Here is a 24,138-nt window from a genome sequence, read left to right on the forward strand (position 1 = left end):
GGCAAAGTGCAGCATGAAAAAAATTGTTACCTGCGAAGAAATGAAGAAGCTGGATAATGCTACGATCCACAAGATCGGGGTTGCTTCTGAAGTTCTGATGGAGCGGGCAGCGTTGAAAGTAGTTGAGGAAACAGAGAAATATCTTGGGAAGAGCGAGAAGATCCTGGTGGTATGCGGGAGTGGAAATAACGGAGGAGATGGTATTGCCATTGCCAGATTATTTCATCTGAAAGGTGTTCGGGCTGAATTTTATATGGCCGGAAACAAAGAAAAAATGACCAGGGAAACGTTGCTTCAGTATAAGATCGCTACAGGTTATCAGGTTCCGGAAGTGAATAACCCGGCCTGGGATGAATATACTACTATAGTAGATGCCGTGTTTGGCGTAGGCCTGGCGCGTCCGATCGAGGGACATTATGCTGAGATCATCCACGAGATGAACAGTGCCCGGGCGAAAAAAATTGCTGTTGACATCCCATCAGGAGTGAACGGAGATACTGGCCTGGAAATGGGAATTGCCTTCAGTGCCGATCTTACCGTTACTTTTGGTTACCGGAAAAGAGGTCTTTGTTTTTATCCGGGAAGGCTGTATGCGGGAAAGATCGTTATAGCTGACATTGGGATCTATGAGCAGGAAGCTGTAAAAGCATCGGCGAGATGTCTGGAGAAAGAAGATCTGAAACTGTTTCCGGAACGTGATCCCGGTGGGAACAAGGGGACTTTTGGAAAGATACTTTTTGTTACCGGAAGTGCAGGAATGTGTGGTGCTGCTTATTTGAGTGCCAGCGCGGCACTTCGGACCGGAGCGGGAATGGTAAAGATCCAGACTGTGGAAGAGAACAGGATTCCTTTGCAGATCCTTCTTCCGGAAGCAATGGTATGCAGCAGGTTTGACGAAGAATCCAACGAACAGCTTCTTTCCTGGTGTGACGTGATCGTCATCGGTCCAGGGCTTGGAACATCGGTGGCAAGCCGTGAGAGAGCACAGTGGTTTCTTACGGCAGCTGCCAGAGAGAAGAAACCGCTGATCCTGGATGCGGATGGACTGAATCTTCTGGCTATGCATCCGCAGTGGAAGGAATTTTTGGGCGGGAATGTAGTCCTGACTCCTCATATTGGAGAGATGAGCCGGCTCTGCGGCAGATCCATTGGAGAAATTCAGGAAACAATCGCACAGACAGCTGTGGATTATGCAAAGGAAACAGGAACGGTATGTGTTCAGAAAGATGCATGTACGGTTGTTACAGACGGCAAAGATGATATTTATCTGAATCTTTCCGGTAATTCCGGAATGGCAACTGCAGGAAGCGGGGATGTACTTGCCGGACTTCTTGCCGGGATCTTATGTATGTATCTGAAAACGGAGGAACAACCCTCCATGGTTTTAAAGGCCGCGTTAGGTGTTTATCTTCACGGACTTTGCGGTGATCTTGCAGCTGCAGAAAAAGGAAAACGCAGTATGCTGGCGGGAGATATCATCGCATATCTGCCCCGGGCTTTAGCGATATGTGAAGAGGAGTCAAAATCATGAAAAAATACGAGAGAGTCAAGGCGCTGGTATCACTGGATGCCATTGCTCACAATTTTGAGGAAATGCATAAAAATGTCAAAGAAGGGACAAAGATCATTGCTGTGATCAAAGCGGACGGTTATGGCCATGGTGCCAGAGCTATTGCACGTCTGATCCAGGATTATGACTATATCTGGGGATTTGCCACGGCTACCGCAGAAGAAGCGCTGGAACTTCGACATGCAGGAATCACCAAGCCTGTCCTGATCCTTGGCCTTGTGTTTGAGGAATACTATGAGGAACTTGCTGCGAATGATGTCCGGATCACAATATCGGATCTTAACACAGCAGTAGAATATGCAAAAGCTGGTGCACGCATTGGAAAAAATGTACATATTCATCTGGCTCTGGATACGGGAATGACAAGGATCGGATATGCGGATATTCCGGAAAACGCGGTAAAGATCGAAGAAATCTCAAAAATCCCGAATCTGGTGATCGAGGGAATGTTTACCCATTTTGCCAGAGCGGATGAGTTTGACCGGTCTCCGGCACTGGTGCAGCTTGACCGTTATCTCCGTTTTGCGGATCTTCTGGAGAAGAGAGGCGTTCATATTCCGGTACGCCATTGTTCCAACAGTGCGGGTATCATCCGTGTGCCGGAGGCAAATCTTAATGTAGTCCGCGCCGGTATCACGATCTACGGTATCTATCCATCCGAAGAAGTGGAGCGGGATATTGTGAAGCTGACTCCTGCCATGGAATTAAAAAGCCATGTATCCTATGTGAAAAATGTGGAGCGTGGGACTGCGGTAAGTTATGGCGGAACTTTTGTTACGGAGCGTTTTACCAGAATGGCAACGATTCCGGTAGGTTATGCGGACGGATATCCCAGACAGCTTTCCAATAAAGGCTGGGTCCTGATCCATGGCAAAAAAGCTCCGATCCTTGGTCGTGTCTGTATGGACCAGTTTATGGTGGATGTTACAGATATCCCGGAGGTAAAAGCCGGTGATGAGGTGACACTGATGGGAAGAGATGGAGATGAATTCATCAGTGTGGAAACTCTGGGTGATCTTTCCGGAAGATTTTCCTATGAGTTTGTCTGTGAGATCAGCAAACGAGTTCCAAGGATTTATATCAAAGACGGAAAGGAATGCGGAGAAGAGGAGAGCTTTTTCCAGTAAATTTATAGATTTCAGATTTATTAAGACTTCGAACCAGGCAGAAGTCCGGTAAAAAAGTATCACGCATGGTATACACAGAGGAATTGTGGAAATACTTATCTGTAAAAAGGAATACGGCTTATAAAAAAGTCGGACCAGAATCGGAGTGTGAATTGTGTGGTTATAAAAAGAGGGGATATTTTTTACGCGGACTTAAGGCCTGTTGTAGGCAGTGAACAGGGGGGAATACGGCCGGTGCTGATCATTCAGAACGATGTGGGCAACCGACACAGCCCCACAGTGATCTGTGCGGCGATTACATCCAAAATGAACAAGGCAAAACTGCCGACACATATTGAGATCGATGCATCTGCTTATGGGATCGAGAAGGATTCCGTGATCCTTCTGGAACAGCTTCGCACCATTGATAAACGGCGGCTGAAAGATAAGGTGTGTCATCTGGACAGTGTTATGCTTGATAAGGTGAATCATGCACTTGAGATCAGCCTGGAACTTACATTTTAGGGCGATTTCATGGGATTTTTGACAGGTTTGGATTCTGATTCTTGACGAAATCTTCCATAAGTGCTATATTAAACCGAGTTGCAATTATGTAAAACGGTACCCGGAACAAGCAAGGGCACGAAAGAAAATATACGGTAACAAGGAGAGGAAGATAACATGTCAGGACATTCAAAATTTGCCAACATCAAACATAAGAAAGAGAAAAATGATGCCAAGAAGGGTAAGATCTTCACAGTCATCGGCCGTGAGATCGTTATGGCCGTAAAGGCCGGCGGTTCGGATCCTGCAAACAACAGCAAACTTCGTGATGTCATCGCAAAAGCAAAAGCAAACAATATGCCGAACGATACCATCGACCGTGGAATCAAGAAGGCAGCAGGTGCTGATTCTGCAGATAGCTATGAGAAAGCTGTATACGAAGGATATGGCCCGAACGGTGTTGCCATTATCGTGGAGACTCTTACAGATAATAAGAACCGTACTGCCGGTAATGTACGTAACGCTTTTACCAAGGGTAACGGAAGCATCGGAACCCAGGGATGCGTATCCTTTATGTTCGATCAGAAAGGCCAGATCATCATCGACAAAGAAGAGCTTGAAGATGAGTGCGGTGAGATGGATGCGGACGAGCTGATGATGACAGCTCTGGACGCAGGTGCAGAGGACTTTAGTGAGGAGGAAGACAGCTTCGAGATTCTCACAGATCCGGATGATTTCAGCGCTGTACGTGAGGCTCTTGAGAAAGCCGGAATTCCGCTTATGGAGGCGCAGATCGCCATGATCCCGCAGACCTACGTAGAGCTCACCGATGACCAGGCGATCAAGGATCTCCACAGAACACTGGATCTTCTTGATGAGGATGATGATGTTACTGATGTATGGACAAACTGGGACGAGTGATCTCTGAATAGAAAGTAATATTTTGCATATAATACCTCCAGAATTTCAGATTCCGGAGGTATTTTTTATGGAAAAAAATAAAGAAGAGGGAAAACAGAAGGAACTGGACCGTGAAGAAAGCCAGGATAAGCAGATCCAGGAAACCGGACAGGTCGTGCTGGATGGAAATTCCCGGAAACATAAGGTGGAACTTCTGACAGTGATCGGGGAGATCGAAGGCCATGAATCTGCGCCGTCACACAGCAAAACTACCAAGTATGAACATGTATTGCCAAAACTGGCCCTGATCGAGGACGATGAGGAAATCGAGGGACTTCTGATCCTTTTAAACACAGTGGGCGGCGATGTGGAAGCGGGGCTGGCCATTGCGGAGATGATCGCATCTTTAAGTATTCCCACCGTTTCCCTGGTCCTGGGTGGCGGACATTCCATAGGAGTTCCCATGGCGGTTTCCGCGGACTATTCTTTTATCGTGCCAAGTGCTACCATGGTCATCCATCCGGTGCGCCAGAACGGAATGTTCATCGGTGTGGCGCAGACGTACCGCAATATGGAAAAGATCCAGGATCGCATCACGGCCTTTGTATCGAAACATTCAGGGATTACCAGAGAACGGATGGAGGAACTGATGCTGGATACTTCTCAGCTGGTAAAAGACGTGGGGACCATGCTGGAAGGAGAACAGGCAGTGAAGGAAGGGGTGATTGATGAAGTTGGCGGGATCCGGGAGGCGCTGGATAAACTGTATGCCCTGATCGAAGAGCGAAAATTACAGAAATGATCGTTTTTTTATGCGATTTTTGGTTATATTGATTAAACATGACTAACGTGGTTGCGCTGTGCCGTGGTAAAGAAAATCGACGGAAATTGTAAATCTCCCCTTGCCATATGCGGATTTTTAGCGTATTATTAATAAAGGTTTATAATTTGCGCGAGGAGGAAGACCATGTATAAGGTTTTAAAAGCTGAAACGCTGGCAGCTAAGATCCATCTTATGGTTGTGCATGCACCACGTGTGGCAAGCCACTGTCTGCCAGGACAATTTATCATTGCGAAACTTGATGAGAAGGGCGAGAGAATCCCGCTCACAATCTGTGATTACGATCGCGAGGCTGGTACGATCACTATCGTATTCCAGGAGATCGGAGCATCTACGATCAAGATGTCTGCTCTGAAAGAGGGAGACTCTTTCCGTGATTTCGTAGGACCTCTTGGATGTCCATCTGAGTTCGTACACGAGGATATCGAAGAACTTAAGAAAAAGAAAATGGTATTCGTAGCCGGTGGTGTTGGTACTGCACCTGTTTATCCGCAGGTTAAATGGCTTCATGAGCACGGTATCACAGCAGATGTTATCCTTGGTTCCAAGACAAAGGATATGGTTATCCTTGAGAAAGAGCTTGCATCTGTTTCCAATCTCTACGTTACAACAGATGATGGTTCCTATGGCCGTTCCGGTATGGTAACCAAGACTCTTGAGGATCTTGTAACAAACGAAGGCAAACATTATGATGTCTGTGTAGCGATCGGACCGATGATCATGATGAAATTCGTCTGTCTTCTTACCAAGAAACTTGGTATCCACACAATTGTCAGCATGAACCCGATCATGGTTGACGGAACCGGTATGTGCGGTGCCTGTCGTCTTCAGGTCGGCGATGAGATTAAATTTGCCTGTGTAGACGGACCGGAGTTCGACGGACATCTCGTTGACTTTGATCAGGCTATGAAGAGAAGTCAGATGTATAAGACCCAGGAGGGACGTGCATTACTGAAACTTCAGGAAGGCGATACCCACCACGGTGGATGCGGACAGTGCGGAGGTGACAAGTAATGGCAGATGCAAAAATGTTAAAAAAAGTTCCTGTAAGAGAGCAGGATCCGAAGGTACGTGCGACAAACTTCGAGGAAGTATGTCTTGGATATAATCAGGAAGAGGCAATGGAAGAGGCACAGAGATGTCTCGGATGTAAGAAACCGAAATGTGTAGAGGGATGTCCGGTATCCATCAATATTCCTGGATTTATCGAACACATCAAAGAGGGCAACATGGAAGAAGCTTACAAAGTGATCGGATTATCTTCCGCACTTCCGGCTATCTGTGGTCGTGTCTGCCCACAGGAATCCCAGTGTGAGGGACAGTGTATCCGTGGCAAAAAAGGCGAGGCTGTTTCCATCGGCAAGCTTGAGAGATTTGTTGCTGACTATGCTCTGGAGCATGATATCAAACCTGCAGGAGCAGAGGTTAAGAACGGACATAAAGTTGCAGTCATCGGTTCCGGCCCTTCAGGACTTACCTGTGCAGGTGACCTTGCAAAAGCTGGTTACGATGTGACTGTATTCGAGGCTCTTCATGAACTGGGCGGTGTTCTTGTTTACGGTATTCCGGAGTTCCGTCTTCCGAAACAGAAAGTCGTTAAGAAAGAGATCGAGAAAGTTAAAGAGCTTGGCGTTAAATTCGAGACAAACGTTGTTATCGGTAAATCCACAACGATCGATCAGCTGATCGAAGATGAGGGATTTGAGGCTGTATTCATCGGTTCCGGTGCAGGTCTTCCGATGTTCATGGGTATCCCGGGTGAGAATGCAAGCGGCGTATTCTCTGCAAACGAGTACCTGACAAGAAGCAACCTCATGAAAGCATTCGATGATTCTTACGATACACCGATCGCGGCAGGCAAGAAAGTTGCAGTTGTCGGTGGTGGTAACGTTGCCATGGATGCTGCAAGAACAGCTCTGAGACTTGGCGCTGAGGTACATATCGTATACAGAAGAAGTGAGGCAGAGCTTCCTGCACGAGCAGAGGAAGTTCATCACGCTAAGGAAGAGGGTATCATCTTTGATCTTCTTACCAATCCGAAGGAGATCCTTGTAGATGAGAACGGCCATGTAAATGGTATGAAGGTTGTAAAGATGGAGCTTGGCGAGCCGGATGCTTCCGGAAGAAGACGTCCGGTAGAGATTCCTGGTTCCGAGTATGACATGGATGTAGATACCGTTATCATGTCCCTTGGTACTTCACCGAACCCTCTGATCTCTTCCACAACCAAAGGCCTTGACATCAACAAGAGAAGATGTATCGTTGCCGAAGAAGAGACTGGTAAGACATCCAAAGACGGTGTATATGCCGGCGGAGATGCCGTTACAGGTGCAGCTACTGTAATCCTTGCTATGGGTGCAGGTAAAGCTGGTGCAAGAGGTATCGATGAATATCTGAAAAATAAATAAGTAAAAATTCTGTTCATAAGCAGATGAATAGGTCCTCCGACTGTTGCTTTTTGTTGCGGTCGGGGGATTTTTTTGCCTCAACACAAAAAAGAACACATGTTTGAAAGTTTTGCCAAGTGTGGATTGTAAGTTTTACTCAGTTATGCTATAATATGTTGGAAAAATTTTTAGAAAAGGAAATATCATTATGTCAGTGATACATGCGATTATATTAGGAATTATCCAGGGAATCACCGAATTTCTGCCTGTAAGCAGTTTTGGGCATCTCTGCGCAGTACAGGATCTTCTTGGTGGAAGCCGGGGTTCCGGCGTACTTTTTGAAGTGATGTTACATCTGGGCACCATGATAGCGCTGATCTTTGTTTTCCGGAAAGATATTAAGAAGATCGGAATAGAACTGATCGGAATGTTTCTGGATCTGATCGGAAATGCCAATATTTTTCTTTATAACAGGAGAACAGGAAAGAATTTAACCTATGCAAAGATTGTGAGCGGAACGTATCGGAAACTTACCGCGCTGATCTTTGTATCAACGATCCCCACCATTCTGATCGGATATCAGTGTAAACGTCTGGTAGTACGCAGTGCATCTTCTCATATGTTTTCCGGGATCGGGATCCTTCTTACCGGCGTGATCCTGCTGGTTGTGGATTACAGCAATATAAACGGTAATAAGGGCACGCGGGAAGCGAATTTCGGAGATGCCATGTGGATGGGAATATGCCAGGGAATTTCTGTGCTTCCAGGTCTTTCCAGATTTGGTCTTACGATCAGTGCAGGTCTTTTTTGCGGCCTCAGCCGGAAATTTGCGGTGAAGTATTCTCTGCTGATGAGCATACCTGCAGTGATCGGAGCTTTTTTTGTAGAAGCGGGAGAATTTACTGCTGTCAGCATGACAGTTGGAAAGGGTTTTACATATATTCTTGGAATGATCGTGGCTGGGGTTACCGGTTATCTGGTGATCCGTTTTATGCTTAAGCTTTCGAATCAGGTCAGACTGCGTTATTTTGCGTTTTATTCCTTTGCAGCCGGGATCCTTATTCTGGCAGCCAATTATATTTGATTTTAATCAACCGGGAGGAGTCTGACAATGGCAGCTTCAAAAACAACTAAAAAAAGAAAAAGTAAAACTGCGTCCAGACAGCAGGATACCGGTAATCGGTTTCAAACGGAAATTTTAATTCTTGTTATGTTTGCGGCCTGTCTGATCCTGATGATCAGTGCGTTTGGTATGGGCGGTATTGTGGGAAATGCGATCAGCAGTATCTGCTTTGGGATTATGGGGTTGTGTGCGTACCTTTTCCCCATCGTTCTGTTTGGAGGCGTTACTTTTCTGATCGTTAATAATAAGAATCGTCTTGCATATAAAAAGATTTTTGCAGGAATTGTATTTTTTATTTTTCTGTGCGGACTTTTACAGCTGCTTACAGAAAGATATACACCGAGTACGACCTTTGCGGATTATTATGCGCTCAGTTCAGAATACCACACTGGTGGCGGAGTGCTGGGAGGTGCTGTCTGCATTTCAACAGCATCTGCATTTGGCACAGTTGGGGGTGTAGTGATCATTGTTCTGGTATTGCTGGTGTCTATGATCATCATTACGCAGAGATCCTTTTTTGGATTTATGAATAAAATTCTGGATCTGTTCGCGGATGCTGCAAGAGAGGGACGTGAGGCATATCTGGAGGCACAGCCGGACAGAGAGAAACAGAAAGAACTCCGCAGAAAGATCCGGGCGGAGAAAAGGGCAGAGAAGATCCGACAGCTGGAGGAAGAACTGGAAGAGGAGGAACTGGCTCTTTCGGAAGAAAATCCGGCAAAAAAATCCGGAAAGCGTAAAACAAAATCCCAAAAAGCTGAGAAAGAGAGACAGGAGGCAGTAAGAGCCAACCGTAAAGGTGAGTTCAATCTTCCTTCTTTTCTTGATGAAGAAAAAGCTGCACTTCCAACTGAAGATACAGATCTGACGGAGGAGGCGGAAGAAGGAGAAATAAAACCTCCCAAGCAGAAACCTCTGGAATTTCAGATCCATCGTTCGCAGCCGCAGACACCACGGGAAGAAACAGAAGAGCCGGATTTTGAACGGGATATGCAGGAAGCGCAAGAGGATGACTATGATGGATACGAGGATGCGGATATTCCTCAGATGAGTCAGATATCATCCCAGAAGCAGAAATCCAGGACCGGAAAATCGTCAGCAAAAACAGAAAAGACATCCGTTCCGGATATCGACGATGAGACAGCAGCGCAGCCGGAAGAAACAGAGAGGATTTCTCATTCGTCCACCAGAAATCCGAAATCTTCCCAGGCGGAGATTGAGCATGGAATTAAAAATATCCAGCATGAGATCAGCAGCACGGAAATACCGGAGAAAAAACCATATCAGTATCCGCCTCTGAAACTGCTGAAACGTGGAGATGGAAAAGCCCAGGGGGATTCTGATGCGCATTTAAGAAAAACAGCCCAGAAACTTCAGGAGACACTTCATAATTTCGGAGTAAATGTAACAATTACCAATGTCAGCTGCGGACCTACGGTAACCCGCTATGAACTTCAGCCGGAAATGGGTGTGAAAGTCAGCAAGATCGTCGGACTTTCCGATGATATTAAACTGAACCTGGCAACGCCGGATATCCGTATTGAAGCGCCGATTCCGGGAAAAGCGGCTGTGGGAATCGAAGTCCCAAATAAAGAAAACAGTCCGGTTATGCTTCGGGATCTTCTGCAGTCCGACGAATTCAAAAATGCAAAATCCAAACTTTCCTTTGCAGCAGGTAAGGATATTGCCGGTAAACCGGTTGTAGCGGATATTGCCAAGATGCCGCATCTTCTGATCGCGGGAGCTACGGGTTCCGGTAAATCGGTATGTATCAATACCCTGATCATCAGCATTCTTTACAAGGCAACGCCGGATGAAGTGCGTTTGATCATGATCGATCCGAAGGTGGTAGAGCTGAGTGTATACAATGGAATCCCACATCTGTTCATTCCGGTTGTCACAGATCCGAAGAAAGCTGCAGGCGCATTGAACTGGGCCGTTTCCGAGATGACCAGCCGTTACAATGCTTTTGCGGAATATGGAGTACGTAATCTGGGTGAATATAACAAGAAAGTTGCCAATATGCGAGTGCCGGAAGGCGAGAAAGCTCCGGAAAAAATGCCACAGATCGTGATCATCGTGGACGAGCTTGCAGATCTTATGATGGTTGCACCCGGAGAGGTTGAGGATGCGATCTGCCGTCTGGCTCAGCTTGCACGTGCGGCGGGAATCCATCTGATCATTGCGACTCAGAGACCGTCTGTTAATGTTATTACAGGACTTATCAAGGCTAATATGCCGTCAAGGATCGCATTTTCGGTATCTTCCGGTGTGGATTCCAGAACCATTCTGGATATGAATGGTGCAGAAAAACTTCTTGGAAAGGGCGATATGCTGTTTTATCCTCAGGGATATCAGAAGCCGGCCAGACTGCAGGGCGCTTTTGTTTCCGACGAAGAAGTCAGCGCTGTTGTGGAATATGTCTCTGACAAAAATCAGGGTGCAGTTTATGATACTGCAATTGAAAAACAGGTGAACACAGCCAGTGCTCCCGGAGGAGCAGGCGGCGGCGACCGGGATGTGTATTTTACAGAAGCAGGCAAGTTTATTATTGAGAAAGAAAAAGCTTCTATCGGTATGCTCCAGCGTATGTTTAAGATCGGCTTTAATCGTGCGGCAAGAATCATGGATCAGCTTTGCGATGCCGGTGTCGTGGGACCGGAAGAAGGAACGAAACCCAGAAAGGTTCTTATGTCAGCAGAAGAATTTGAAAATTATCTGGAGGAGAACGGCGGATGAAGATCAGTATCCTGACAGTAGGAAAGATAAAAGAGAAATATTTAAGAGATGCGATCGCAGAGTATTCCAAGCGCCTTGGCCGTTACTGTAAGTTGGAGATCATAGAAGTATCCGATGAGAAGACACCGGATAATGCAAGTGAAACAGTGGAGGAGGCTATCCGTAAAAAAGAAGGAGAACGCCTTCTGAAATATATCCGTGATGATGCTTTTGTGATCACATTGGAGATTGCCGGGGAACAGCTTACTTCGGAGAAGTTTGCAAAAAAGATCAATACCCTCGGCATCCGTGGAGTCAGCCATATCCAGTTTGTGATCGGAGGTTCCATCGGCCTTGGAAAAGAAGTTCTTGCGAGATCAGATTATGCGCTGAGTTTTTCGAAGATGACTTTTCCACATCAGCTGATGCGTGTGATCCTTCTGGAACAGATCTACCGCAGTTACCGGATCATCAACGGAGAGCCATATCATAAATAAGAATGAGAGAGCGGCCTTTCACAGCTATCTGTGGAAGGCTGTTTTATATCTGAATTTCTACAGAAAAAGTAAAAATTGACAAAAAAGATTGACGAAACTAACTCGTTATTGTATAACAAAGTTATAGATAATTAACTAATATCATGGCAGAGGGAGTTATTCGGTATGAAAAACAGAAAACGAAGATCAGCTGCAGTATTGGCCGCGGGTATGTCTGTATTACTGGGAGCAGGTACGATCACAGGTGCCACGGAGCAGACAGATGCAGATAACAGTATCCGCAAGGAAGAAACTGTTTATGTTAATACAGAGGCAGACGGGACAATAAAAGAGATTACCGTGTCAGAATGGCTTAAAAACGCAAAGACATTATCTGATTCGACAATCACGGATATTTCAGATTTAAGTGATATCAAAAATACAAAAGGTGATGAAGGTTTTACCCAGGATGGAAAAACGCTTACCTGGGAAACAGATGGAAGAGATATTCATTATGAAGGAAAAACAGAGAAAGATCTTCCAGTGACTTTTTCCTATGACGGAGTCTTCGCTTTCCGGGATTGATTACAGTACCATGGATGAGGGAACCAGGGCGGCGGTGCAGGCTGCACTTGAAGCAGTCCAGGCCGCCAGAAGCAGTGCGGACGGAATTGATACTTCCTCTCTGAAAGGACAGCCGTCAGATACTTCACCATTAAAAAATGCAGCAGATACATTGAAAAGTACTGCATCTTCCACAAGTACTGCCGCACAGAAAACGCAGGGTGCTGTTCAGAGTCTGAATGCACTGGCAGATACCGTGGATTCAACAGGAGGGGCGATCACAGAGCTTCATGATGCGGTCAATAAACTTGAACAGGAGGTACAGGATCTGGCAGGAGATGGCCAGAAGCTTAAAAATACCGGAAGTTCACTGGATGATCTTGGAAAACAGCTTTCTGATACGGTAAAAACTATGGATAATGCCCTTTCGGATCTTGGAAAGCAGCTTCCGGGAATTCAGACAGAGATCAGTACATTAAAAGATACGGCAGATACACTGTCTCAGAAAAATAAGAAAATTCAGTCTGGCTATCAGAGTAATCTTTCGGCAGCAGGAGAGCAGTTCGAAAAGAACGCAGATACGCTGGATACACTGGGAAATGCTGTGAATTCAGGAATTACCGATCTGCAGGGCAAAAAAAATAAAACCGCAGATTCGCTGATAAATGGAGCTTCCTCTCTGGAAAAGACAGGAAAAACACTGACAGCAGGAAGTAAACAGATTGAAGAAGCCCTTGCACAGCTTCAGAGCGGCGTTCTGGCACTTTCTTCAAACAGCAGTACTCTGACATCGGGAGCGGATCAGCTTGTTTCGTCAGGAAAACAACTGAACGATGGTGCCAGCCAGCTTGCATCTGGTGCCGGAAGTCTTGCGTCCGGAACTCAGGCTTTGAAGAGCGGAATGCAGACACTGTCATCTGGAGTGGGAACTTTGTCTGACGGCGCGGATAAGCTGAAAGATGCAAGCGGTCAGGTGCAGGAAGGAATCAGCAAGCTGAGTGAAGGTGCAAAGACTTTAAGTGACGGACAGACAAAGTTCTATAAAGAAGGTGTGAAAAAACTGGATGACGGTGTGAACAAAGATCTGAAGAATGTTATTGACCGTTTTAAAGCTCTGAAGGCGGAAGATGTTTCCTATGACAGTTTTACACAGCGTTCAGACGATATGGAGGGCAGTGTGAAATTTATTTATGAGACAGAACCTATAGAAATCAGCGACAAAGAATAAAAACGATAGGATCCTGATGAAACTGTGTGGATTGCGGTAAATATCTTGACAATTTCCGGATTTGTAGTATGATAAGAAAAGAGTAGCACTCGTATTAAAAGAGTGCTAATAAATACAGAAAGAAGGAAATAAACATGGCATTAAAACCAGTTGCAGACAGAGTAATCGTGAAATATTTTGAGACAGAGGATAAGACAGCATCCGGTATTGTTCTTCCGGACAGCTCCAAAGAGAAGACACAGCAGGCAGAAGTTATTGCTGTTGGTTCCGGTAGGATCGTAGACGGGAAAGAAGTTCCGATACAGGTAAAACCCGGCGACCGTGTAATCTACGGAAAATACACAGGAACTGAGATCAAATACGAAGGTGAGAAATATCTGGTCATCAATGCCGATGATATTATTGCCATTGTAAAAGACTGATGAAGAATTTTTACCGTAATTTTCTGAAATTATGCTCCATGCTGGTTTTGCAGAATGTAGTAACTTTAAGTGTCAACCTTGCTGACAACATTATGCTTGGTGCATTCAGCGAGACTGCATTATCCGGAGTAACCACTGTAAATCAGGTATAGTTCGTCTTTCAGCAGCTGCTCATGGCGCTGGGAGACGGACTTGTCATATTCGGAAGTCAGTACTGGGGAAAGAAAGAGACAGAACCGGTGAGAAAGATCAGTGCCTGGGCCATGCGCACAGGCATTTTTATTGCTCTCATCCTGTTTTTTCTGGCAAGCTTTTTTCCACGTCAGCTGCTGGGGCTTTTTACAACAGACCAGACAATTATTGAAGCCGGTCTTTCCTATCTTGCGATCATCCGTTTTACCTACTTTTTTTTTGCAGTGACACAGATTTTGTTGGCTACGCTGCGCTGTGTGGAAATCGCGGGGATCGCTTTCGGGCTTTCTGTCATGACTCTGATAATTAACTGCAGCATCGGTCACCATGGGAAAAACGATAGGTTCCGGAGATCTGAAGCTTGCAAAACTCTATTCCAAGAAACTTCAGAAACTTTTTGTATTCATGGGAATTATCTGCGGCGTGCTGCTTTTCTTTATCCGTATTCCGGTCTTAAGCCTTTACCAGCTTTCTCCGGAAACCAGAGAAATGGCGAATACATTTCTTATTATCTTAAGCGTGGTGATGGTGGGAATGTCTTATCAGATGCCTACCAATGGAGGCATTATTCGGGGAAGTGGCAGTATTGCCTATTCCATGAAGGTGGATCTGATCAGTACCTGGGCGATTGTGATCCCGTTATCCATGTTCATGGCATTTGTGGTCAAAGCATCACCGGCCATCGTTGTGTGCTGCCTCAATGCAGATCAGATCTTTAAGTGTGTACCTGCATTTCTGAAATGCAATTACGGGCACTGGATCAAAACCATGACAAATATTTCTTGACGCCTGTCTTGCCTGTAGGTAGAATAAAAGATAAGGTTTTATGTGCGAAAGGGAAATTCCGGATAGAATTTCAGGATAGGCTTGACAAAAATATGAGGATATAGTACCATCGTACATATATCATAGTAACTCAGTGGGAAAACGGGAATACCCGCTGAGCCAGAGGAGGAACAAAGAGATGAGAAAAAAAGTACTGGCAGCGCTTCTGGCAGCTGCAGTAGCAGGAACGACTGTTATGGCAGGAACAGCAGTATTTGCGGCAGAGAACACCGAAGGAGCCAAGGCTGCCGGCGGTAATATTACAATTGCAGAAACCACAGATCCTCAGAATATCAATCCACTGTATGTTGTGGATCAGACAAGTTTTGATATGATGCAGGCACTGTACAGCCCGTTTTTTGAGATCGTGAACGGAGAGATGTATTACGGAAACGGACTTTGTGAGAGCGTGACAGCCAATGAGGATGCCAGCGAGTTTACTCTGAAGCTGAAGGACGGACTGAAATGGCATGACGGTGAGCCGCTTACTGCTGATGATGTGGTATTTACCATGCAGGTTCTGGTAGATGAGAAACAGAATGTGCCATATTCTTCTTACGGATATGTGAATGATAAGGCGGTAGAGGCAGAAAAAATTGATGATCTTACTGTAAAACTTTCCCTTGGATCTTCTTCCGCAGGATTTCTTGGCGGTTTAAGCCAGGTTTACTGTATTCCGAAACACATTTATGAAGGTGTGGAGAATATCGGAGAGAGCGATCTGAACAATGAGCCGGTAGGAAACGGACCGTTTAAGTTCGAAGAGTACAAATCCGGTGAGTACCTTAAAGTAACAAAATTCGATGATTATTATGAAGATGTAAATCTGGATTCCATCACTTTCAAGATCGTTAAAGATTCCAGTTCCGCCAATGCGGCACTTGCAAGCGGTGATCTGGATGCACGTCTGATCAGCGCGGATGATTACGATACAGTCAGTGCATACGACAACGTAAATATCAATACCTACAATTCCGGACGTGTTAATGCCATGTTCATGAATGAGCTGAATGAAGATCTTCAGGATGTAAAGGTACGTCAGGCTATTGCATACGCACTGAATAAAGAGGAATTCTGTCAGTTTGCATTCATTTCCGAAGATTATGCAGAACCGGCGGATTCCCTGTTTACACCGGATACTCTTTATTATGCAAAACCGGACAATACCTATGACAATGATCCGGCCAAGGCACAGCAGCTTCTTTCCGAAGCAGGAAAGACATCTCTTTCTCTGAATCTGATGTATATCTCCACAGACAAGACTATGGAGAGTGAGGCCCTGTATGTACAGTCTGCACTTGCAAATGTGGGAATCACGGTAAATCTTGTTCCGACAGACGAATCAACATTCAAGAATAAAACCAAGGATCCGGAATGTACAGATTATGACCTGGTATTAAGCTTTTATACTTTAGGTGAGGAACCGAGTCTTTATGCGGATATGTGCTCTTCCGACAGCCGTTCCAACTACTCCAGAATCAAAGATACGGATCTGGATGCACTGTGGGAAAAAGGAAACAGTATAGCGGATGAGACAGAGCGCAGCGACATATATAAAGAAATTCAGAATACTATCAACGATAATATGTATATTTATCCGATTGCGTATTCCAATGGATTCTATGCGGTAAATAAAGATTTCGGCGGATTTGATGAATGTCTGTTAAAGACGATTTATTATGATTATTCGAAGATCTACACACTGGAGAAATAAAACACAAATTTATAAAAGATAATCACGGAAAGGAAGTGGCTGACGCGTTTTTCGCGCCAGCCGATTTCCTGTTTTCGGGGAAAATAAAGGAGGTACATTTTGAAGAAAATCGCAAACCGTCTGGTGCAGTGTATTCTGACACTGTTTATTGTCTCCGTTCTCTGTTTTGCACTGACAAAAGCAGCGCCCGGAGATCCGGTCCTGACTTATGTGGAGCCGAATATGAGTGAAGAATACATTCAGAATTTAAGGGAAAGCCTGGGTCTTACCAAGCCTCTTTATGAACAGTATTTTCTGTGGCTGGGAAGGATTTTTCACGGGAATTTCGGAAATTCCCTGATGAATAACCGTCCGGTACTGACACAGATGCTGGAGCGTCTTCCCGCAACAGTGATCCTGATGGGAACCAGTATGTTACTGGGATTTCTCATTGCCATTGTGTTGGGATTGTATTCCGGTAAGAATAAGAACGGAATTCTGGATAAAATCACCAGTCTTTTCTGCTATGTGGGAATTTCCATCCCCACTTTCTGGTTCGGTATCATGCTGATCTACCTGTTCAGTGTGCATCTTCATATCCTTCCAAGTATTGGTATGCATTCAGACGGGGACCGCTCTTTTGGAGATCTGGTGCTTCACATGGTGATGCCCTGTGCGGTGCTGACTTTTGCCAATGCATCCCAGTATATCCGGTATCTGAGAAGCAGTACCATTACGGAGATGTCCTCAGATTATGTTATGGTGCAGAAAGCCTATGGAATGAAAGAGTCCGGGATTCTGTTCCGCCATGTACTGAAAAATGCCATGCTTCCCATGATCACAGTTCTTGGAATGAGTTTGCAGTCACTGGTTTCCGGAGCCATTATTACAGAGCAGGTTTTTGCATGGCCGGGAATCGGACAGCTGGCGGTTACTGCCGTTATGCAGTATGACTATCCCCTGATCATGGGCATTACCATGTTTACAGCACTTCTTGTGGTGCTCGGAAATCTTTTGGCAGATGTTCTGTACGCTGTCTTTGATCCGAGAATCCGCAAGGCCGGATGTTAGGAGGTGAAGGGTCATGAGAGAAAATATCTGGAAAAACATTAAACTTGGTTTTAAGACAAATAAATTGGCAGTTGCAGGAGCAGTGGCTATCCTTCTTCTGGCACTGATCTCTATTTTTGCCTTTCTGTATCCGGTGGACCCCAATGCCATCAGCGCTACAGAGAGACTGAATGCCCCTTCTATGTCACATCTCTTTGGAACCGACGATATGGGAAGGGATTATTTGGCACGTTGTATTTATGGCGGAAGAGCTTCTCTTCTGGTTGGATTTCTGTCCATGATCCTTTCTACAGCTCTTGGAGTGATTGTGGGCTCCATCAGTGGATTTGTAGGAGGAACCGTGGATGCGGTACTGATGCGTCTGGTAGATGCACTGATGAGCCTTCCTACATTCCTGATCATGATCGTTATGAACGCTTTTCTGAAACCGGGTTTACAGAATATTGTCCTGATCATTGGATTTCTGACCTGGATGAACATTGCCAGGATCGTCCGCGGTGAGACGATTTCCCTGAATGAGAGAGAATATGTTATCTATGCAAAGATTTCCGGACAGAAAAAGCTTTCTACAATTGTGCATCATATTCTTCCGAATATCATGCCGACCATTATTGTTGCCGCAACTATGAATATTGCAAACGCGATCCTGATGGAGTCCGCACTGAGCTTTTTCGGCCTGGGCATCCAGCCGCCCACAGCTTCCTGGGGAAGCATGCTCAGCAATGCACAGCGTTATATCCAGCAGGCTCCGTACCTTGCCATCTTTCCGGGTATTCTGATCCTGATCACGGTTATCAGTTTCAACTATCTGGGAGAAGTGTTGAGAAAAGTATTTGAGCCCAAGTAAGGAGGACATGCACAAATGGAAAAATTACTGGAAGTAAAAGATCTGAAAGTGTCTTTCTTTACGGATCTTGGAGAAACACAGGCAGTAAAAGATGCCGGGTTTGCCATTGAAGAGGGAGATTTTTTCGGAATTGTAGGTGAATCCGGAAGTGGAAAAAGTGTAACAACGAAATCCATTCTCCGTCTTGGCCCGTCCAACTGCAGGATTATGGGAGGAGAAATCCTTTTTCAGGGTGAGGATATTCTGAAAAAAAGTGAGGCAGAGCTCCGGGAAATCCGTGGTGGTGAGATTGCCATGATTTTTCAGGATTCTCTTTCTGCACTGAATCCGGTCTATACCGTAGGAAACAAGATGGTGGAGCTGATCCGCCGCCATACTTCCATGACAAAAAAAGAGGCAAAGGCCCGGGTGCTTGAGCTGCTGACAGCAGTAGGGATCACAGATCCGGAAAAAGCCATGCGTAGTTATCCCCATGAGCTTTCCGGTGGTATGCGCCAGCGTGTAATGATCGCCATGGCCATGAGCAGCAATCCGAAAGTTCTTATTGCCGATGAGCCTACGACAGCTCTGGATGTAACCATTCAGGCACAGATCCTTCATCTTCTTCTGGAACTTCAGAAAAAAAATAATATGAGTATCATTCTGATCACCCATGATCTGGGCGTTGTGGCACAGACCTGTAAGAGAGTAGCTGTTATGTGCGGGGGTTACGTGGTGGAAGAGGGAACGGTAGAGGAGATTTTTCTTAATCCGGGCCATCCGTATACCCAGGCACTGATCGCAAGTATGCCACGTGTGGGAGGAACTTTTGAACAGTTTCTGGAAAGAGATCTTTCTGATGGAAGCGGAAATTTATGTCCGTTTCTGAATCGCTGCAAATATGCGGATAAAACCTGCGAGGCCTGTCTTCCGAAATATTATGAATCTTCGGAGGAACATAAGATTCTCTGTCACAGAAGGGAGGAGGAAAAATGAGCAATTCTTTAATTGAAGTAAAAGATCTGAAAGTATATTTTAAACAGAAATCTCCGAAACTTCTGTCTTTTAAGCCGGGTATCCTGAAAGCCGTAGATCAGGTAAGCTTTTCCATTGAAAAGGGAAAAACTTTTGGTCTGGTAGGAGAGTCCGGAAGCGGAAAGTCTACCATCGGAAAAGCAATCCTCCGCTATCATAAGCCTACAGGAGGGGAGATCTTTTACGGAGGAACGGAGATTGGAGCCATGGGAGAAAAAGAGCTTCTTCCATACCGCAAAAAAATGCAGTCTGTTTTTCAGGACCCGTATTCATCCCTAGATCCAAGCCATACCGTGCAGGATATTATCTGCGAGCCTATGGAAATCCATAAACTGTATACGCCAAAAGAGCGGAAAGAACGTGCAAAAGAACTGATCCGGGTTGTTGGCCTTAAAGAGCAGGATCTTCTGAAATATCCTCATGAGTTTTCTGGTGGACAGAGACAGAGAATTTCCATTGCTAGGGCACTTTCCGTACAGCCGGAGTTTGTGGTCTGCGATGAGCCCATTTCCGCACTGGACGTTTCTCTCCAGGCGCAGATCGTTCAGATGCTTCAGGATCTTCAGGAAAAATACGGACTTACTTACCTGTTTATCAGCCATCAGCTGCAGGTGGTACAGAAAATCTGCGATGAGATCGGAGTTCTCTATCTGGGAAATCTTATGGAAATCGCAGATGCGGACAAGCTCTATTCCAATCCTCTGCATCCTTATACAAAAATGCTGATCTCTTCCATTCCGGTACCGGACCCGAGAGTAAAAACGCTGGACCAGATTGTGACAGATACCGGCGTACAGTCCCGCTCCATTGGTGGATGCCGGTTCCATAACCGCTGCCCGTGGTGTGAAGAGCGATGCAGACAGGAAGTTCCACTGCTTCGGGAAGCAGAGCCAGGACATCTGGTGGCCTGCCATAAATACTGATATCAGGAATTTCAGACAATATGAGAAGGGAAAAGAAAAAGGTGGAAAAAAATATATATGATAATTATCTGGCCATTCTGAGGGAAGAAATGGTTCCTGCCATGGGCTGCACGGAGCCGATTGCTCTGGCTTACGGTGCGGCAAGGGCAAGAGAAGTTCTTGGAAGAGAACCGGAGCATATTGTGGCAAAATGCTCCGGAAATATTATAAAGAATGTGCGCTGTGTCATCATTCCAAACTCCGGAGGATTAAAGGGGATTCCCGCAGGAGTGGTTCTTGGTGCGGTGGCAGGCGATGCATCGCTTGATATGGAGGTTCTCTCAAAAGTAACAGACGAGGGAAGAAAACGTTGCCGGGAACTTCTGGATGCGGATATCTGTAAAGTGGAACTTCTGGACACCCCGGTTGTACTTCATATTGTAATTGAAATGTGTGCAGGAGAAGATACTGTCTGTCTGGAGATCAAATACGATCACATTAATGTGACCAGAATTGAAAAAAACGGAGAAATTCTGCTGGATGCGGATCAGGCACTGGAAGAAAAAGAGGCGGCAGACCGCAGTCTTTTAAATCTGGAAGATATCCGGGAGTTTGCAGATACCGTAGAACTTTCTGATGTAAAAACTCTTCTGGATACCCAGATCAAAAGCAACATGGCCATTGCCCATGAGGGAATGACCGGAAAATACGGACTTGGGATCGGACGTGTGATCCGCGAAAACTATTCCCATGATATGCTTACCAGAATGCGAAGCCTTACTGCGGCGGCTTCCGAGGCGCGTATGGGCGGATGTGACATGCCGGTTGTCATTAACTCCGGAAGCGGAAATCAGGGAATTGCCTGTTCCGTTCCACTGATCGTTTATGCGAGGGAAATGGAGCTGCCGGACTATAGTCTGTACCGGGCGCTTGTATTTTCCAATCTTCTTACTGTGTATCAGAAATATTATATTGGCAAACTATCGGCATTCTGTGGTGCGGTGTCTGCATCCTGTGCGGCAGGAGCAGCCATCACCTATATGGTAGGGGGAAGTATTTCCCAGATCAAAAAGACTATCGAAAATACTCTGGCGAACATTCCGGGAATCATCTGCGATGGAGCAAAGATCTCCTGTGCTGCCAAGATCGCGGCCAGTCTGGATGCGGCGTTTCTTGCTCATCATCTTGCCATGAACGGTCAGTCTTATGCTCCTTATACGGGAATTCTTCAGGAAGAAACAGCAGAAACCATCAGCTGTGTGGGACAGATCGGAAAAGACGGAATGAAAGAAACAGACCGGGAAATCCTTAAGATCATGCTGGAACACTGAGGAAATTTCAGTTATACTGTTCTTAAAAGACGCCGGGGCGGAGACGGCACAGATTAACCGAATGCGGATGCTTTTATCCGCTTGACAAAGAAAAGGTTGGATTTATGGACAATGAATTAAGAATTGCAATACTGATCGATGCAGATAATGTATCAGACAAATATATCAAGATCATTGTGGATGAAGTGGCGAACATTGGTATCGCTACCTATAAACGAATCTATGGAGACTGGACCAGTGCCAGGCTTTCTTCCTGGAAAAATGTTCTTCTGGAGGATTCTATTATTCCCATTCAGCAGTACAGCTATACTACGGGAAAAAATGCCACGGATTCGGCCATGATCATTGATGCCATGGATATTCTCTATTCCGGAAATGTGGATGGATATTGTATTGTTTCTTCGGACAGTGACTTTACCAGACTGGCAGCAAGACTCCGGGAATCCGGAATGCTGGTGCTGGGTATGGGCGAGGAAAAGACGCCCAAACCTTTTATTTCCGCATGTAATCAGTTTAAATATCTGGATCTCCTTTACCGCAATCAGCAGGAAGAAGAGAAAAAAGAAGATCTGGAAACTGCGGCGGAGGCAAAGAAAGCAGAAAGCAGTAATAACAAACAGAACAGTTCCGGTTCAAAGAAAAATAAAGACTTAAAAAAAGTACGGAAAACCATTAATGCCATCATCGAGAAATTTTCTGACGAGGAAGGCTGGCTGTCTTCCGGACAGCTGGGCGATCAGCTGGGAAAACGTCTTCCGGATTTTGATGTGCGTAATTACGGGTATTCCAAGCTGACTCCGTTTATCAAATCCCTGGGCAGTTATGAAACCGGCAGGATTCCTACCGGCAGTGGCGGAAGGAAACAGATTTATTTCCGTATGAAGGAGGAACGGTAATGAAGAATTATATGGCACCCATGGAAGGTGTTACCAACTGGGTTTACCGCAATGCATATCATGAATGCTTTTATCCCATGGATAAATATTTTACCCCCTTTATTACCGCCAAGCCAAACAAGAGACTCAGCAGCAAGGAAATTAAAGAAGTGTCCCCTGACACAAACGGAAAGCTTCCGGTGGTTCCCCAGATCCTGACCAATAATGCGGAAGACTTTGTCAAAACCGCACATATTTTTCGGGATGAATATGGCCATAAAGAAGTGAACTTAAATCTTGGATGTCCTTCAGGAACCGTAACAGCCAAGGGAAAAGGGGCCGGATTTTTGGGAGAACCGGAAAAGCTTGAACGTTTTCTGGACGAGATCTTTGCTAACACAGGGATGGAGATTTCCATTAAGACGCGCGTGGGCACCGATTACGAGGAAGACTGGGAAAGACTTCTTGAAATTTACAGCAAATATCCAATAAAGGAGCTGATCATCCATCCACGCCTTCTGAAGGACCATTATAAGGGAACTCCGCGGTATGGATTATACGAAGAGGCGCGGAAAAAAATCAAAGTTCCGCTGGGCTACAACGGAGATATTTTTTCCGTGGAAGCTTATCAGGAAATCCAGGAAAAATTTCCGGATGCGGACAGCTTCATGTACGGACGGGGGATCATTGCAAGGCCTTACCTTCTGGATGAAATTATGTGCGGAACCAGAATGAAAAAAGAAGACCGTCAGTCTCAGTATAAGCAGAAAATGCGCCAGTTCCATGACTGTCTTTATCGGGAGTATCAGGAGTACCTTTCCGGAGAACGAAATGTGCTTTTTCGTATGAAAGAACTGTGGAGCTATATGGCACCGGGATTTACCAATTACGCAAAATACCTCAAAAAGATCAAAAAATCCCAGCATTTGGGTGACTATGAGGCGGCAGTTATGAGCCTTTTTGGAGAACAGGAGATTTTGTAAGTATGGATATAAAAGAAAAATTTGAAGATTTTATTGCCCAGTATCCGATTTTTGAGTATCGTCTGCTGGACACAGCTGATATCAAAGTGCAGGAACGTGTACGGACAATCTGCAAACAGGAATGTGAGCGCTATGGCAGCACCTGGGCCTGTCCCCCGGCAGTAGGAGAACTTCCGGAATGTGAGAAAAAGATTCACAGTTTTCCCCAGGCAATCTTTTTTTCCAGTGTGGCGGAAGTATCGGACATGATGAATATGGAAGAGATGCTTTCCACACGAATGGCACACGAAGATCTTACAGAAAAAGTCCGGGATTTTCTGGAGGGAGAAGGATATGAGACCTTTACTCTTTCCACGGAATCCTGTGATTACTGTAAACGATGTGCGTATCTGGATGGAAAACCCTGCCGTTTTCCGGAACATATGCATCCCTGTCTGGAAAGCTATGGTGTCGTGGTAAATGAGATCGTGGAACGGGAACAGATGGAATATAATCTGGGGGGAAATACCATTCTCTGGTTTTCCATGGTTCTGATCCGCAAATAATACATATGAAGAAATTCTCTG

Annotated in this window: 24 protein-coding genes and 1 pseudogene; all 25 read left to right on the forward strand. The window is 45.5% G+C overall.

Annotated elements, in window-relative coordinates:
- Positions 1-13: 13 nt before the first annotated feature.
- The 25 genes and pseudogenes from G5B12_RS02340 (at position 14) to G5B12_RS02450 (ending at position 24,117) form a co-directional block, all read left to right on the forward strand.
- Positions 14-1,531, forward strand: coding sequence for a bifunctional ADP-dependent NAD(P)H-hydrate dehydratase/NAD(P)H-hydrate epimerase (locus G5B12_RS02340; RefSeq protein WP_021977733.1), 1,518 nt, complete (start codon positions 14-16; stop codon positions 1,529-1,531).
- On the forward strand, positions 1,528-2,697 hold the full coding sequence (gene alr / locus G5B12_RS02345) for an alanine racemase (protein WP_118064287.1): 1,170 nt from the start codon (positions 1,528-1,530) through the stop codon (positions 2,695-2,697). The genes G5B12_RS02340 and alr overlap by 4 nt, the downstream gene beginning before the upstream one ends.
- A 156-nt stretch (positions 2,698-2,853) precedes the next feature.
- Positions 2,854-3,201 (forward strand): type II toxin-antitoxin system PemK/MazF family toxin, encoded by a 348-nt coding sequence (locus G5B12_RS02350; RefSeq protein ID WP_021977735.1) that lies wholly within the window; start codon positions 2,854-2,856, stop codon positions 3,199-3,201.
- A gap of 156 nt (positions 3,202-3,357) precedes the next feature.
- The gene (locus G5B12_RS02355; RefSeq protein WP_021977736.1) at positions 3,358-4,101 is read left to right on the forward strand and encodes a YebC/PmpR family DNA-binding transcriptional regulator; all 744 of its coding nucleotides are present in this window, start codon (positions 3,358-3,360) and stop codon (positions 4,099-4,101) included.
- Between the two features lie 67 nt (positions 4,102-4,168).
- Entirely contained in the window at positions 4,169-4,882 is a 714-nt protein-coding gene (locus tag G5B12_RS02360; RefSeq protein WP_021977737.1) for a ClpP family protease, read from the forward strand.
- A 165-nt stretch (positions 4,883-5,047) separates the two neighbouring features.
- Entirely contained in the window at positions 5,048-5,935 is an 888-nt protein-coding gene (locus G5B12_RS02365) for a sulfide/dihydroorotate dehydrogenase-like FAD/NAD-binding protein (protein WP_021977738.1), read from the forward strand.
- Positions 5,935-7,329, forward strand: coding sequence for an NADPH-dependent glutamate synthase (gene gltA / locus G5B12_RS02370; protein WP_021977739.1), 1,395 nt, complete (start codon positions 5,935-5,937; stop codon positions 7,327-7,329). The genes G5B12_RS02365 and gltA overlap by 1 nt, the downstream gene beginning before the upstream one ends.
- 187 nt (positions 7,330-7,516) lie before the next feature.
- On the forward strand, positions 7,517-8,392 hold the full coding sequence (locus tag G5B12_RS02375) for an undecaprenyl-diphosphate phosphatase (RefSeq protein ID WP_118071470.1): 876 nt from the start codon (positions 7,517-7,519) through the stop codon (positions 8,390-8,392).
- 27 nt (positions 8,393-8,419) lie between these two features.
- A complete protein-coding gene (locus G5B12_RS02380; RefSeq protein WP_174087675.1) occupies positions 8,420-11,170 on the forward strand; it encodes an FtsK/SpoIIIE family DNA translocase in 2,751 nt (916 codons plus the stop codon).
- Complete coding sequence (gene rlmH / locus G5B12_RS02385; RefSeq protein WP_021977742.1) at positions 11,167-11,646, forward strand: 23S rRNA (pseudouridine(1915)-N(3))-methyltransferase RlmH; 480 nt, start codon at positions 11,167-11,169, stop codon at positions 11,644-11,646. The genes G5B12_RS02380 and rlmH overlap by 4 nt, the downstream gene beginning before the upstream one ends.
- A 165-nt stretch (positions 11,647-11,811) precedes the next feature.
- Complete coding sequence (locus tag G5B12_RS02390; protein WP_021977743.1) at positions 11,812-12,210, forward strand: hypothetical protein; 399 nt, start codon at positions 11,812-11,814, stop codon at positions 12,208-12,210.
- Positions 12,182-13,417, forward strand: coding sequence for a hypothetical protein (locus tag G5B12_RS02395; protein WP_174087676.1), 1,236 nt, complete (start codon positions 12,182-12,184; stop codon positions 13,415-13,417). Before G5B12_RS02390 ends, G5B12_RS02395 begins: the two co-directional genes overlap by 29 nt.
- 134 nt (positions 13,418-13,551) lie before the next feature.
- Positions 13,552-13,839 carry a co-chaperone GroES gene (gene groES, locus G5B12_RS02400; RefSeq protein ID WP_174087677.1) on the forward strand — a complete coding sequence of 96 codons (288 nt, stop codon included), beginning with the start codon at positions 13,552-13,554 and terminating at the stop codon, positions 13,837-13,839.
- Positions 13,839-13,991 carry a hypothetical protein gene (locus G5B12_RS17970; RefSeq protein WP_330597595.1) on the forward strand — a complete coding sequence of 51 codons (153 nt, stop codon included), beginning with the start codon at positions 13,839-13,841 and terminating at the stop codon, positions 13,989-13,991. The genes groES and G5B12_RS17970 overlap by 1 nt, the downstream gene beginning before the upstream one ends.
- A gap of 21 nt (positions 13,992-14,012) precedes the next feature.
- Positions 14,013-14,288 (forward strand): annotated as a pseudogene (locus G5B12_RS18225) (MATE family efflux transporter); the annotation flags it as partial.
- Between the two features lie 70 nt (positions 14,289-14,358).
- Positions 14,359-14,817, forward strand: coding sequence for an MATE family efflux transporter (locus tag G5B12_RS17975; RefSeq protein ID WP_021977746.1), 459 nt, complete (start codon positions 14,359-14,361; stop codon positions 14,815-14,817).
- 178 nt (positions 14,818-14,995) lie between these two features.
- Entirely contained in the window at positions 14,996-16,570 is a 1,575-nt protein-coding gene (locus tag G5B12_RS02410; protein WP_118071467.1) for an ABC transporter substrate-binding protein, read from the forward strand.
- A gap of 99 nt (positions 16,571-16,669) precedes the next feature.
- Positions 16,670-17,620 carry an ABC transporter permease gene (locus tag G5B12_RS02415; RefSeq protein WP_021977747.1) on the forward strand — a complete coding sequence of 317 codons (951 nt, stop codon included), beginning with the start codon at positions 16,670-16,672 and terminating at the stop codon, positions 17,618-17,620.
- A gap of 13 nt (positions 17,621-17,633) precedes the next feature.
- The gene (locus G5B12_RS02420; protein ID WP_021977748.1) at positions 17,634-18,467 is read left to right on the forward strand and encodes an ABC transporter permease; all 834 of its coding nucleotides are present in this window, start codon (positions 17,634-17,636) and stop codon (positions 18,465-18,467) included.
- Positions 18,468-18,482: 15 nt separating this feature from the next.
- Complete coding sequence (locus tag G5B12_RS02425; RefSeq protein WP_021977749.1) at positions 18,483-19,442, forward strand: ABC transporter ATP-binding protein; 960 nt, start codon at positions 18,483-18,485, stop codon at positions 19,440-19,442.
- Positions 19,439-20,404, forward strand: coding sequence for an ABC transporter ATP-binding protein (locus G5B12_RS02430; RefSeq protein ID WP_021977750.1), 966 nt, complete (start codon positions 19,439-19,441; stop codon positions 20,402-20,404). The genes G5B12_RS02425 and G5B12_RS02430 overlap by 4 nt, the downstream gene beginning before the upstream one ends.
- 20 nt (positions 20,405-20,424) lie before the next feature.
- Positions 20,425-21,714, forward strand: a complete 1,290-nt coding sequence (locus G5B12_RS02435) for an L-cysteine desulfidase family protein (protein ID WP_021977751.1) — start codon at positions 20,425-20,427, stop codon at positions 21,712-21,714.
- A 104-nt stretch (positions 21,715-21,818) separates the two neighbouring features.
- Positions 21,819-22,610, forward strand: coding sequence for an NYN domain-containing protein (locus G5B12_RS02440; RefSeq protein WP_021977752.1), 792 nt, complete (start codon positions 21,819-21,821; stop codon positions 22,608-22,610).
- Complete coding sequence (locus tag G5B12_RS02445) at positions 22,610-23,572, forward strand: tRNA dihydrouridine synthase (protein WP_174087678.1); 963 nt, start codon at positions 22,610-22,612, stop codon at positions 23,570-23,572. The genes G5B12_RS02440 and G5B12_RS02445 overlap by 1 nt, the downstream gene beginning before the upstream one ends.
- A 2-nt stretch (positions 23,573-23,574) precedes the next feature.
- Positions 23,575-24,117 carry a DUF2284 domain-containing protein gene (locus G5B12_RS02450; protein WP_021977754.1) on the forward strand — a complete coding sequence of 181 codons (543 nt, stop codon included), beginning with the start codon at positions 23,575-23,577 and terminating at the stop codon, positions 24,115-24,117.
- Positions 24,118-24,138: the final 21 nt, after the last annotated feature.

This window comes from Blautia sp. MSK.20.85, from assembly GCF_013317245.1.
Classification (GTDB): Bacteria; Bacillota; Clostridia; order Lachnospirales; family Lachnospiraceae; genus Blautia_A.

Coding starts and splice junctions, on each gene's coding strand:
- rlmH (WP_021977742.1), top strand. CDS start 11,167: ATGAAGATCAGTATCCTGACAGTAGGAAAGATAAAAGAGAAATATTTA.
- G5B12_RS02450 (WP_021977754.1), top strand. CDS start 23,575: ATGGATATAAAAGAAAAATTTGAAGATTTTATTGCCCAGTATCCGATT.
- gltA (WP_021977739.1), top strand. CDS start 5,935: ATGGCAGATGCAAAAATGTTAAAAAAAGTTCCTGTAAGAGAGCAGGAT.
- G5B12_RS02380 (WP_174087675.1), top strand. CDS start 8,420: ATGGCAGCTTCAAAAACAACTAAAAAAAGAAAAAGTAAAACTGCGTCC.
- G5B12_RS17970 (WP_330597595.1), top strand. CDS start 13,839: ATGAAGAATTTTTACCGTAATTTTCTGAAATTATGCTCCATGCTGGTT.
- G5B12_RS02425 (WP_021977749.1), top strand. CDS start 18,483: ATGGAAAAATTACTGGAAGTAAAAGATCTGAAAGTGTCTTTCTTTACG.
- G5B12_RS02435 (WP_021977751.1), top strand. CDS start 20,425: ATGAGAAGGGAAAAGAAAAAGGTGGAAAAAAATATATATGATAATTAT.
- G5B12_RS02430 (WP_021977750.1), top strand. CDS start 19,439: ATGAGCAATTCTTTAATTGAAGTAAAAGATCTGAAAGTATATTTTAAA.
- G5B12_RS02440 (WP_021977752.1), top strand. CDS start 21,819: ATGGACAATGAATTAAGAATTGCAATACTGATCGATGCAGATAATGTA.
- G5B12_RS02355 (WP_021977736.1), top strand. CDS start 3,358: ATGTCAGGACATTCAAAATTTGCCAACATCAAACATAAGAAAGAGAAA.
- G5B12_RS02410 (WP_118071467.1), top strand. CDS start 14,996: ATGAGAAAAAAAGTACTGGCAGCGCTTCTGGCAGCTGCAGTAGCAGGA.
- G5B12_RS02395 (WP_174087676.1), top strand. CDS start 12,182: ATGACGGAGTCTTCGCTTTCCGGGATTGATTACAGTACCATGGATGAG.
- alr (WP_118064287.1), top strand. CDS start 1,528: ATGAAAAAATACGAGAGAGTCAAGGCGCTGGTATCACTGGATGCCATT.
- G5B12_RS02340 (WP_021977733.1), top strand. CDS start 14: ATGAAAAAAATTGTTACCTGCGAAGAAATGAAGAAGCTGGATAATGCT.
- G5B12_RS02390 (WP_021977743.1), top strand. CDS start 11,812: ATGAAAAACAGAAAACGAAGATCAGCTGCAGTATTGGCCGCGGGTATG.
- G5B12_RS02375 (WP_118071470.1), top strand. CDS start 7,517: ATGTCAGTGATACATGCGATTATATTAGGAATTATCCAGGGAATCACC.
- G5B12_RS02445 (WP_174087678.1), top strand. CDS start 22,610: ATGAAGAATTATATGGCACCCATGGAAGGTGTTACCAACTGGGTTTAC.
- groES (WP_174087677.1), top strand. CDS start 13,552: ATGGCATTAAAACCAGTTGCAGACAGAGTAATCGTGAAATATTTTGAG.
- G5B12_RS17975 (WP_021977746.1), top strand. CDS start 14,359: ATGGGAAAAACGATAGGTTCCGGAGATCTGAAGCTTGCAAAACTCTAT.
- G5B12_RS02360 (WP_021977737.1), top strand. CDS start 4,169: ATGGAAAAAAATAAAGAAGAGGGAAAACAGAAGGAACTGGACCGTGAA.
- G5B12_RS02365 (WP_021977738.1), top strand. CDS start 5,048: ATGTATAAGGTTTTAAAAGCTGAAACGCTGGCAGCTAAGATCCATCTT.
- G5B12_RS02420 (WP_021977748.1), top strand. CDS start 17,634: ATGAGAGAAAATATCTGGAAAAACATTAAACTTGGTTTTAAGACAAAT.